Origin of the sequence: Paenibacillus sp. FSL R10-2748, assembly GCF_038005565.1 — a bacterium.
Lineage (GTDB): Bacteria > Bacillota > Bacilli > Paenibacillales > Paenibacillaceae > Paenibacillus > Paenibacillus polymyxa_B.
In genome coordinates, this window is sequence record NZ_JBBOTK010000014.1 from 59,242 (window position 1) to 71,077 (window position 11,836).

Below are 11,836 nucleotides of genomic sequence, written 5' to 3' on the forward strand. Positions count from 1 at the left end.
GTGAATCCTTTTGGTTGAATTATGATTACTATTTACTGTGCCGTCAGACGCCGCCAAATATCCGTATATCTTGCAGTTGTTTCTTCTACGACCTCAGCAGGCAACGGATCGGGCTTGCTATTCTTGTCCCAACCGGATGATGCCAAATAGCTTCGTACCGGCTCCTTGTCCATGCTGTCAATCTCAACATCCAGCTCATACTTTTCCTGAGCCCAAAAACGGGATGAATCTGGAGTGAAAATTTCGTCAATCAAAATCACCTTACCGTTAACAAGACCAAACTCAAACTTGCAATCGGCTAAAATAATCCCCCGCTTCTCACAGAAAGCACGTGCAAATTCGTACAACGCCAGGCTTTTTTCTTCAAGCTCGCCTGTCAATTCAACCCCGACCAGCTCTTTCATCTGATGGAGAGAAATGTCCTCGTCGTGTCCAACATCATTTTTTGCAGCCGGTGTAAATAAAGGCTTGGGAAAGCGCTCATTTTTACGCAGTCCCTCTGGCAATGGAATGCCGTTCACCTCACCGTTCTGCTCATACTGACGCCAGCCGCCTCCGGTAATATATCCGCGCACCACACACTCAATGTCGATGCGTTCAGCCTTCAGCGTGACCATGATACGGTCCTTCAGCAACTCTTTATTCTGTTCGTCGATCACATGCCCGAGCTTGTTCACATCGGTGTGCACGACATGGTTTTCCAACAAGTCTTTCGTCTGCTCAAACCAGAAAGCGCTGAGCTTATTCAGCACGTTCCCCTTTTCGGGCACGGGCGGCTCTAACACATAATCAAAAGCCGAAATTCGGTCCGTCACGACAATCAGAAAATGCTCTCCGAGATCATACAGTTCACGCACCTTGCCTTTGTACAAGAGCGGCGCATGGATCAGACCTTCGGCAGTAGACAATGACATTTCATTACACCTCTTTCAAAAGAGTATTACCGCTCCTAAATCAACCTTGCCCCTCCTAAATCCTCCCCTCAGGGAGGACCCCCAGGGCTGCTGCCCTCGGGACTCCCGCAAGGGTTGGCTAGTGAGCAGGGGATGGCGGGTTACTGGAGCTACGGTGGAGTGAGCGCGTTCCGCTGGATGAAGGCTTGTTGGCACAAGCCCTCATCCAGCAACGCTTTTACGTTAGTACAGATCGACGTTTTTACGTATTAACAATGTATTCACGCTTCCGACTCTAAGCGACAAGTTTTATGCCGCTTACAGCTCAATCGTGGTTCAGCGTCTACATACCGCCAAACCATTCTGCCCGTGGCCGTAGCTCGGCATGCCGTGCAGCGAGCATTGGGCTTCGCCTGTTGTGCGCATATGCTACGCATGCGCACGGATACGGTGGCTCAAGGCTTCGCTTCTTGAGCCTGCGCGTGCTCGTGAGGGCCGCGGGCTGTTTGCTACGCAAATTCGGCAGCCCTCACGAGAACGTTGCCTGCGATAGAAAAGCAGTGGAACACGCTTTTCTATCGTTTCTTTCGGGGTGGTGCGGCATCTTATGTGCCGCACCACCCTCGCTCCTGCTCCCTCATGAAGGTTGGTGCTGGAAGCAGCGGAGCGGACGGAATCGTTCTGGAGAAGCGTTAGCGCTTGCCTTTGCCTCTGGATTCCAACCAATATCTGGTCTTATACAATCACAGGAATCCAGGGGCAACAGCAATCGGAAGAATGATCCGTTCGCGCAGCGGCCTCACCACGCACCAACATTCCCTCCTACTCCCCTAATCCCAGCTTTTTGAAGATCGTATCCACGTTCTTCAGATGCCAGGCTGGGTTGAACGCGTCCTCGATTTCGTCTGCGCTGAGCACGGCAGTAATTTCCGGGGTCGTCTCGACGATTTCGCGGAATTGGCGTTGCTCTTCCCACGCCTGCATAGCACGCGGCTGCACAGTATCGTAAGCTTTTTCACGACTAAAGCCTTTGTCGATCAGCTTGGTCATAATACGACCGGAGAACGGTACGCCGTACGTACGGGCCATATTGCGCTTCATATTTTCAGGGAAGACCGTCAGATTTTTTACGATATTACCAAAACGGTTCAGCATGTAGTTCAACAGCATCGTTGCATCCGGCAGAATGATGCGTTCTACGGAAGAATGCGAAATGTCGCGTTCATGCCACAGGGTTACGTTCTCATACGCCGATACCATATGCCCACGAATCACGCGTGCCAGACCGGAGATGTTTTCACTTCCGATCGGATTGCGTTTATGCGGCATCGCGGAAGATCCTTTTTGACCCTTGGCAAAGGCTTCTTCCACCTCGCGGAACTCACTCTTTTGCAGAGCACGGACTTCTGTAGCAAATTTGTCCAATGATGTGGCGATCAACGCCAATGTTGCCATGTATTCGGCATGACGGTCGCGCTGTAGCGTCTGTGTAGAAATCGGTGCAGGCTTGGTGCCCAGCTTGCGGCATACAAATTCTTCTACAGCCGGGTCAATGTTGGCATATGTTCCCACTGCACCGGACATTTTACCGTATTGTACTTGGTCAGCCGCAAAACGAAAGCGTTCCAGATTGCGCTTCATTTCCTCGTACCACAATCCCATCTTCAGTCCAAACGTTGTTGGCTCAGCATGTACTCCGTGTGTACGTCCCATCATCGGTGTATGCTTGTAAGCCAATGCCTTTTCCTTCAAAATTTCAATAAAATTCAAGATATCGCGCTCCAGGATTTCATTCGCCTGCTTTAACAGGTAGCCCAGTGCCGTATCAACTACGTCTGTGGAAGTCAAACCATAATGTACCCATTTGCGCTCGTCTCCAAGACTTTCGGACACCGTGCGGGTAAAAGCAATGACATCATGTCTTGTCTCCTGCTCAATTTCATAGATCCGTTCAATATCAAAACTTGCATTCTTACGCAGAGCCACAGTATCCTCTTTTGGGATAACCCCTAATTCCGCCCAAGCTTCACAGGCACACAGCTCTACTTCCAGCCACGCTTTAAATTTATTTTCTTCCGTCCAAATGGCTCTCATTTCCGGTCTGCTATAGCGTTCGATCATGACTATTTATTCCCCCAAATATTGGTTTGTTCAATCCATTCCAGCGCTTGTTCCGCATCCTGGCACAATAGATTAATATGTCCCATCTTTCGGCCTGGCTTGGCTTCACTTTTTCCATACAAATGCAGCTTGGGTACAACATCCAATCTTTCAGCTTCAACATCCGATTGCGCAAACCGCCGAACCACGCCCTCCAAATGCTCACCTAACACATTGACCATCACGACGGAAGTCAGCAGCTTCGTGCTGCCCAAGGGTAAACCGCAAATCGCACGTATGTGCTGCTCGAATTGCGACGTCGCGCATCCCTCCATCGTGTAATGGCCGGAGTTATGCGGTCGTGGTGCCAACTCATTAACGTACAATTGTCCATCTTCGGTGACAAACATCTCCACAGCGAGCAGTCCCACCGCACCCAGCGACTCTGCCACAGCCAGCGCTAACTTTCGCGCTTCCTCCTGGACAGGTTCTGGCACACGCGCAGGCACAATCGACGTGTGCAAAATATTGTTCACGTGAATGTTTTCGGCAGGTGGAAAGGCTTTGGCTTCACCGTTCGTGCTGCGAGCTACAATCACCGAGATTTCGCAGCGAAAACGAATGAACTGTTCCAATACCAGTTCTGCACCGCCTCCTGCCAGTTGTTCGTAGGCAGCCGTGGCTTCCTCCGGTTGGCGAATGACCACTTGTCCCTTGCCATCATAACCACCGACTGCTGTCTTGAGCACACACGGTACACCCAGTTCAGCTACCGCTTGAACCATATCCGCAGGACTACTGATTTCACGATACGGAGCGACAGGGACACCAGCAGCTTCAATAGAACGCTTCTCTCTCAGACGATGCTGGGTTGTGTACAAAAGACTGCTGCCTTGCGGAACGCTGGATTCCTGTTCCAAAAGTGCAGCCACACCCGCGTCCACATTTTCAAACTCATACGTGATCACATCGCACCGCTCAGCCAGCTCTCTGGCTGCATGCTCATCATCATAGGCAGCGCGGATTTGTTCTGACACCTGTCCACATGGGCTATCCGGTGTAGGGTCCAGTGTCACAAAGCGATATCCTAGACTGGTTCCCGCCAGTACAAGCATTCTTCCTAATTGCCCGCCTCCCAAAAGTCCAATCGTTGTACCAGGAGGTCTGATACGGCCTGTGGGTTCACATGCCCCATTCATAGCGAGTCACTGCCTTCCAGCACCTCATCACGGATACGGTCGCGTCTCGCCAAAACCCGCTGGCTTATCTTTTCGTCAAAAGCGCCTAATATTTGTGTTGCCAGCAGCCCTGCATTCGTAGCACCTGCCTTACCGATTGCCACAGTGGCAACCGGAATACCACCCGGCATCTGCACAATGGAGAGCAGGGAGTCCAGACCGTTCAGAGCCTTCGACTGAACAGGCACACCAATGACCGGCAAGGATGTCTTCGCAGCCACCATCCCTGGCAGATGCGCAGCCCCACCCGCTCCAGCAATAATGACCTTTAGTCCACGCCCGGCGGCCTCTTCTGCAAAACGAAACATTAAATCCGGTGTACGATGGGCTGAAACTACTTTTTTCTCATATCCGATTTCAAGCTCGTCCAGCACAGCACATGCATGCTGCATGGTGTCCCAGTCTGATGTGCTGCCCATAATGACAGCGACCTGCACTGACATGTCCTTCACTCCCTGTTTATCAATAAGCGCCAAAAATCCGGCACTCGAAAATAACGTTATTTTCAAGACACCGGACTACGAAAAAACAAACGACAGAGCCTCTTAAAGGCATGCCAAAAGCAAGCCTCTTCCACCGCATCCAATGCGGCTTCAGCCGTATGTCTCCCGTAGTCCGGAAATTTAAGGTTTCCAGGTAGAAACTTCCGGGCCATATCCCCGGCATTATACGAGTTAGCATTGTGCCTATTCCATACCCAACGATATTCTTTACAAGTATGATCGTGGTCAGTTTCGGCTCAAACATGTGTACCTTATTAAATTGCACCTTAAGTTCATTTTTTATCGACAATACACTTCCTAGTTTAACAATTCCCTACACCTTATGTCAACTTGAAAACGAACATTATAATAACCATACAATAGAATGTTCGTGTTTAACAAAATCAACACCCTTATATACCCATAGGTCAGGACTATTGTATTACATTTAGCTATCTCTCACCTATCCTGATAACAGCGAGCGCACCGCATTTCACTGACAAAAATAAAAGTCGGCACTCCCTATACAGGCAGTAAACCGACTTTTACTTTTTTATTCAGTTATTTTACGACCAGCACAGGAATACGCGCATGCTGCACCACATTGTGGCTTACGCTACCCAATACGAATTCACGGATACCACCTAAACCGCGGCTACCAATCACAATCACATCGAAGTCATTCTCATTGGCATAATCCAAAATGACTTCGGCTGGCGAACCTTGAATGAGCTCCACCTTGGCATCTACGCCCTGCTCAGCAAGCCGCTTTTTAACTTCATCCGTAGTTTGTTCGGCCAAATCGTAATATTCTTTATTCACCGAAGCTGGAATAGGAGCCAAACCTTCGCCCATAAAAATCCGTGGAAAATCAAATGCTGTTACCACCTCAAGCTGCGAGGACGGTGATGCCTTGACCAATTCAGTCGCCTTCAACAAAGCCTTGTTGGATGCATCCGAACCGTCATAAGCAAGCAATATTTTTGAAAATAGCATAATACGCACCTCTTCCTCATTCAGTTTGTTGATTCCAAAGCCTGAAATATGTAGTCCTGTTGTTCATGCCATGTCATCACTGGATGGCTGGAGTAGTCTTCTCACTCATCATTAAACTTCCCTATGAGAACCTAAACTCCTCCCCTTTACCGTAAAAAATACCCATACAGCAATGCGTTCATGAATAGCAACGCAGGAATACCAAATCTGAAGCTCATATGCCGTGTTTTATGGCGTTTACGGTACATGGCAATTAGCACGCCTAATGCTCCCCCGATCAGGGCCAGGAAAAACAACGTCCGTTCAGGTACACGATCGCGATGTTTACGTGCTCTCTTTTTATCTTCCGACATTACCAGATAGCCTACTGCATTGATAAACAGCAGCCATACCAACAAGCCTGTCTGCAATGCCTCTCCTCCTTTTGCACACCTACCAAGTTCAGGATTAGGCCTTATATAGCGCTCCCCCTCATTATAACCCCACCCCTTTTACAGAAACAACGCCTCCCCTGACTTGGATAGTGCTTTTGCGGAAATAGTAAGGTGGCATAAGGGCGATCCCCGAGTGCATCTATTTCGTCTTAAAGGAGGGACTACGATGGAAAGCACCCATGAATACGTTGAAAAGCTGCGAGAAAATGCAAAAAAGGCAGAACGCAACCGCAAACGAGGAAAAGGAACTCCCAGCGCCAGCTTGCCGACAAAACAGCATACCAACAATCCTTGATCAAGGAATCTGTATTAAGCTGTATAGCCACGTTATTAACGTATAGTATCAACTTAACCTTGCAGCTTTTCCTGAGAATTGAGTACAAGGTAAACTCCGTTGTTTAGCTTCCACAATAACAGCAAGCAGACTCCTTATGAGATATCTGCTTGTTGTTTTTGCAAATATTTTTTTGAAATCGATTACATTTATAATAAACAAGTTCTAAAGTCATATTCCCTAACATAAGTGTTGACTAAAAACAATTTTACACCCTATAATTCGTGATATTAACGTAATTCGACAAATTATTTGTCAGTTAATCTATCATTAATATTTGAGGTTTAAGATTGGAGAGGAGCTTTATATGACTAACATGAAAAAAATGACGATGATTCCCCTGTTGGCTAGCTTTATTCTCGGAAGTACCTTGTGGAGTGGTGGATTTACCGCCAACGCTGCGGCAGCAGCTACAACCAGCACAACTGCACCTACTTCTGCCACTACAACGTCGGACAAATCCGCAAATCCTCAAACCAATCATTTACCCAATATTAAAATACTTGCCACGGGAGGGACCATTGCAGGATCATCTTCCGTCAATACGGATACGACCGGCTACAAAGCAGGAGCGTTAGGTGTGGAAACTCTGATCAATGCCGTTCCTGAGATGAAAAGTATTGCAAATGTCAGTGGTGAGCAAGTTGTTAATGTAGGTAGCCCCGACGTTAATAATGAGATCCTCTTAAAACTTGCCAAACGTACCAATGAACTGCTTGCCAGAGACGATGTAGACGGCATTGTCATTACACATGGCACAGATACATTAGAAGAAACCGCTTATTTCCTCAATCTTGTTATCAAAAGCGATAAGCCAGTAGTTGTCGTTGGCTCTATGCGTCCAGCTACTGCCATCAGTGCCGATGGTCCCTTCAACCTGTATAATGCAGTGAAAGTCGCCGGGGCTTCGGCCTCTAAAGGTCAGGGTGTACTCGTCCTGCTGAACGACCGTATCGGTGCAGCAAGATATATTACTAAAACAAACACAACAGCAGTCGATACGTTCAAGTCTGTGGAGCAGGGATACCTTGGAGCTGTTGTGGGTGATCAAGTGTACTACTACAACAAATCCACGCACAAGCATACGACTTCTTCTGTATTCGACATCTCTAACCTGACTCAACTGCCGCAAGTAGATATTTTATACGAGTATCAAAACAATGGTCGCTATCTATATGATGCAGCCGTAGCAGCTGGTGCCAAGGGTATTGTCGTAGCTGGTTCCGGTAATGGTTCCTTGTCCAAGACCTCCTCAGAGGGCGCAGAGGCCGCAGGTAAAAAAGGAGTGATCATTGCCCGCTCCAGCCGCGTGGGAAGTGGAGTTGTGTCCCCGTCAACAAAAGACGCGGCATCGAACTTTGTGTCGACCGATTCGCTTAATCCGCAAAAAGCACGGATTTTGCTCATGCTTGCTTTGACCCAAACACACGATGTTAACCAAATTCAATCCTTTTTTAATGAATACTAAAAGCAGTCATCCCAAATCAAATAAATAGATCATCTTTATTATGAAAAAGAAGCAGCGATTACGGTTGACCACCGTAACTGCTGCTTCTTTTTTTTGCGAGACAATTCTAGCATTAGTAACTATTTCATCTGATATCCAATCGTCTTGGTCTTAAACAGTAATTCGTTGTTCCTCCCATGTAGCATCAAGACTGCTGTTTGGGAATCCCATTCAAGCTTGGAGGATATTTCGCTTGCTTCTCTGGATGAGGAGCGATTTCTTCCTCCAGAATACTTGATTTATTTTGCTGATTATTGATTTTAAGCGACTTATGCTTGGGCATAAATACTCACCTCCTCGGATTACCATGCCAAGGAGTGATCGTTTTTATACCGACGTATACCTGCTGATTATGTTGACTACAGCACTTTTGGTCATCCGTTATTTGCCCTGCTTTTGTTCCATCGCTGCTTTTAGCAAATCACCCAAACTGGAGCCAAAAGATTCCTGCTTTTCAAATTGTCTTACTAGCTTTTGCTGTTCCCGTTTGTTTACCCGCTGCTTGTCATTATCCAACGTCTCAGTAATGCCGCAGGGCAGGCATCTTACATATAGCCCTGCCTTGCCCTCTTTCATTTCCATTTTCTTATGACACTGCGGACAACGTCGATTGGACAAACGTTTTTCCCCTGAACGACGGTAACCGCAATCCGCACTTGGACATACAAGGAACTTTCCTTTCTTCCCCTTCTTCTCCAACAGCTTTGTACCACAATCAGGACAATGACTATTCGTCACGTTGTGGGGCTTGTACTCCGCACTGCTATTTTTTACAGTGGAAACCAACTCTTTCGCCATAGCACGAATAGAATTCAAAAACGGTTCCGGTTGTCCTTGACCACGAGCAATCCGTTCCAGCTCCGCTTCCCAACGTGCCGTCAGTTCGGGCGTTCTAAGCTGTGGAGCCGCCAGTTCAATCAGTTGCTTACCTTTCCCTGTGGGATGCATCACGTTCCCCTGACGCTCAATCGTATCCGAGCTGACAAGCTTCTCAATCAGATCGGCACGGGTAGCAGGAGTACCCAGTCCATGCTTTTCCATCTGAGCGAGCAGGGCTGCTTCTGTATACCGCTTCGGCGGCATCGTTCGCCCAGCTCGTACAAGACAACGTTGTAACCGGACTGAATCTCCTTTTTGCAGCTCAGGTAAAATAACGCCTTGTCCATTGTTTTCCCGATCCTCTGCTTCTTCATCATCCATATCATAATGGTTCGCGTCATATACAGCACGCCATCCGCTATCTTTTACCGTTGTGCCTTTTACCTGAAACGTCTCCTGCTCCACCGTTACTGATACGGCTACAGCATCATAACGTGCAGGTGGATAGAATAGACTGATAAAACGTCGTGCAATCAGATCATACAGTTTACGTTCCTCTGGGCTCAACTGATTAAGCAATAATGTCTGCTCAGTAGGAATAATCGCATGATGATCCGTGACTTTACTGTCATCCACAATTCGCTTTGTGATTGGTAGGTTGTTACGCAATAGCGGACGTGCCAAGAAAGCATATGGACCTACTGCTACACTACTGAGCCTTTCCTTAAGTGTGTCCACCATATCGGATGTCAGATAACGGCTGTCCGTACGTGGATAGGTCACCAGCTTATGCTGTTCATACAGACGCTGAAGCAGATTAGACGTTTGTTTAGCCGAAAAGCCATAGCGCTGATTAGCATCTCTTTGCAGCTCCGTTAAATCATACGCTAGCGGGTGAGGCTCGTTCTTTTCGCTCTTTTTAACACTCGCAACTGTGCCTTTAGCCCCCTCAAGCCTGCGGCGCAAAGCCTCTGCTTGAGTGCGGTCAAACATGCGTGAATCCCCGCTCTCTGCCCGCCAAGTTGCCTGAAAATCGCCGAAATCCGCCGTCAAAGTATCATATTCCTGAGAACGGAATTCGGTAATTTCTTTCTCACGCTCCATAATCATCCCCAGCGTTGGCGTCTGCACTCTTCCAGCCGAAAGTTGGGCGTTATAACGACAAGTCAACGCGCGAGTTACATTGAGACCAATCATCCAGTCTGCTTCAGCTCTACAGCGAGCCGATTCATATAAACGATCAAACTGCTGACCAGGCAATAGCTTTGCAAAACCTGCCTTAATCGCCTTGTCCGTCTGCGAGGAGATCCATAAGCGCCGGAAGGGCTTTTTCCAGTTTGCCATTTGGATGATCCAGCGTGCCAACAATTCTCCTTCACGAGCAGCATCTGTTGCCACGATAAGCTCTCCAATGTCCTGCCGCTTCATGAGCTGCTGCACAGCTTTGAACTGATGGTTACTTTCGCGCAGCACCTTTAACTTTGAACTCTTCGGAAGAATAGGCAGGTCCTCCAAATTCCAGGTCGCATACTTAGAATCGTAATCCTCCGGCTCTGCTAAGCCGACCAAATGTCCCAGTGCCCACGTCACCACGTACTGGGGTCCTTCTATATAACTTTTATGCTTCTCGCGGCTACCCATCACACGTGCAATCTCTCTGGCCACGGACGGTTTTTCTGCCAATACCAATACCTTCATGTTACGCTCCTTTCTCTCATAGTGTTAATTATACCATCCTGCCATCTTACGATAAATTCTAATGCCAACGGCTCTTATTAACATGATCCTACATACTATTGCTATTGCTTCTACATCAGTTAGGATAACTTACAAATCAGGCACACTCCATTTTAATAGCAGACCCGCATAGGTGAGGCCTCCCCCAAAACCATATAACAATAAATGTTGTCCATACCGTAAACGTCCATCATCCAAACCACACTGCAAAGCCAACGGGATGGATGCCGCCGATGTATTACCATACAACTCTACGCTGGTCAGCGTTTTTTCCAAAGGTACTGTACTTCTTTCACATATGGACTCGATCATTCTCAAATTAGCGCTATGAGGGACAAACCAGTCAAGATCCTCCCTCTTCATATTTGCCTTATCCAATAATCGTTCGATTCCCGTTGGAACAGAGCGAACAGCCCATTTATAAACCTCGCGTCCATTTTGAGCAATAAATCCATGGTCTTGCAGCTTCTCTCCATCCAAATGATCAGATAATCCCACACGGTAAAGATGTGCTCCCCCATGCCCATAAGTACCTATATCAGAAGTTAAAAATGATCCTTCATCCTCGTCATATTCAACAAGTGCAACTCCTGCACCGTCTCCAAAAAGTATACACGTCGTCCGATCCGTATAATCTGTAATTTTGGACAACGTTTCGGCTCCCACTACTAGCACCTTACGATGCAGACCACTCGTAATAAGGCCATTTGCCAAATGAAGTCCATAGGAAAAACCTGCACATGCTGCACTAATATCCATTGACCCCGTGTTCGGAATATCAAAATGAGCCTGAATACGTGAAGCCGTGCTTGGAAAGTAGTAATCAGGTGTACTAGTCGCTACAATGATCATCTCAACATCGTTTATATTTACGTCATACAGGTTAATCATACGTGTAATAGCTTGTATACATAAATCAGATACATATTGATCTTCAGCCGCAATTCGTCTTTCACGCATACCCGTTCTTTGTACAATCCACTCGTCACTAGTGTCCACAAGCTTCTCCAAATCGGCGTTTGTCAAAATGCGTTCAGGCACATAAGTGCCAAAGGCCGTAAGCTTAGCTTTTGAATTCAACAATCTGATCACTCTCCTTTGTAATCCTTATTCACATTATAACACCAGATACTAATACCTGGTACTAAATTATTTTAAAAACGTCTTCTTATTTACTAGTTAATATCCACTTATCCAGTTGAACTTATAACAAACTCACTTTAAATAAAATCCCTCTGCCTTTTAACGCAAAAAAGAGACCATGATCTTCTGAAGATCATGGTCTCTTTTGTTTGT

General features: G+C 47.1%; 11 protein-coding genes and 1 riboswitch. Of the genes, 2 read left to right on the forward strand and 9 right to left on the reverse strand.

The window, feature by feature from the left end:
• Positions 1-32: 32 nt before the first annotated feature.
• The 6 genes from NSS66_RS25775 to NSS66_RS25800 all read right to left on the reverse strand — a co-directional run bounded on the left by NSS66_RS25775 (position 33) and on the right by NSS66_RS25800 (position 6,119).
• Complete coding sequence (locus tag NSS66_RS25775; protein WP_025719826.1) at positions 33-914, reverse strand: phosphoribosylaminoimidazolesuccinocarboxamide synthase; 882 nt, start codon at positions 912-914, stop codon at positions 33-35.
• Between the two features lie 801 nt (positions 915-1,715).
• Entirely contained in the window at positions 1,716-3,014 is a 1,299-nt protein-coding gene (purB, locus tag NSS66_RS25780; RefSeq protein ID WP_028541984.1) for an adenylosuccinate lyase, read from the reverse strand.
• Between the two features lie 2 nt (positions 3,015-3,016).
• Positions 3,017-4,192 (reverse strand): 5-(carboxyamino)imidazole ribonucleotide synthase, encoded by a 1,176-nt coding sequence (gene purK / locus NSS66_RS25785; protein ID WP_279835296.1) that lies wholly within the window; start codon positions 4,190-4,192, stop codon positions 3,017-3,019.
• Positions 4,189-4,674, reverse strand: a complete 486-nt coding sequence (gene purE / locus NSS66_RS25790; RefSeq protein WP_160789755.1) for a 5-(carboxyamino)imidazole ribonucleotide mutase — start codon at positions 4,672-4,674, stop codon at positions 4,189-4,191. Before purE ends, purK begins: the two co-directional genes overlap by 4 nt.
• A 148-nt stretch (positions 4,675-4,822) precedes the next feature.
• A riboswitch (purine riboswitch) is annotated at positions 4,823-4,924 on the reverse strand.
• Positions 4,925-5,274: 350 nt separating this feature from the next.
• On the reverse strand, positions 5,275-5,709 hold the full coding sequence (locus NSS66_RS25795) for a universal stress protein (RefSeq protein WP_023987046.1): 435 nt from the start codon (positions 5,707-5,709) through the stop codon (positions 5,275-5,277).
• Positions 5,710-5,855: 146 nt separating this feature from the next.
• Positions 5,856-6,119: a DUF1294 domain-containing protein gene (locus NSS66_RS25800; RefSeq protein WP_339201455.1), complete on the reverse strand. Its 264-nt coding sequence runs from the start codon at positions 6,117-6,119 to the stop codon at positions 5,856-5,858.
• A 190-nt stretch (positions 6,120-6,309) separates the two neighbouring features.
• Here NSS66_RS25800 and NSS66_RS25805 point away from each other — a divergent pair, with 190 nt between their 5' ends.
• Complete coding sequence (locus NSS66_RS25805) at positions 6,310-6,438, forward strand: DUF4023 family protein (RefSeq protein ID WP_023987044.1); 129 nt, start codon at positions 6,310-6,312, stop codon at positions 6,436-6,438.
• Between the two features lie 346 nt (positions 6,439-6,784).
• On the forward strand, positions 6,785-7,945 hold the full coding sequence (locus NSS66_RS25810) for a type II asparaginase (protein WP_339201454.1): 1,161 nt from the start codon (positions 6,785-6,787) through the stop codon (positions 7,943-7,945).
• A gap of 184 nt (positions 7,946-8,129) precedes the next feature.
• On the opposite strand, the gene NSS66_RS25815 is transcribed toward NSS66_RS25810, so the two are convergent.
• The 3 genes from NSS66_RS25815 to NSS66_RS25825 form a co-directional block, all read right to left on the reverse strand.
• A complete protein-coding gene (locus NSS66_RS25815; protein WP_023987042.1) occupies positions 8,130-8,267 on the reverse strand; it encodes a hypothetical protein in 138 nt (45 codons plus the stop codon).
• A gap of 98 nt (positions 8,268-8,365) precedes the next feature.
• Positions 8,366-10,501, reverse strand: coding sequence for a DNA topoisomerase III (locus tag NSS66_RS25820; protein WP_339201453.1), 2,136 nt, complete (start codon positions 10,499-10,501; stop codon positions 8,366-8,368).
• 129 nt (positions 10,502-10,630) lie between these two features.
• Positions 10,631-11,623 carry a ketoacyl-ACP synthase III gene (locus NSS66_RS25825; protein ID WP_339201452.1) on the reverse strand — a complete coding sequence of 331 codons (993 nt, stop codon included), beginning with the start codon at positions 11,621-11,623 and terminating at the stop codon, positions 10,631-10,633.
• Positions 11,624-11,836: the final 213 nt, after the last annotated feature.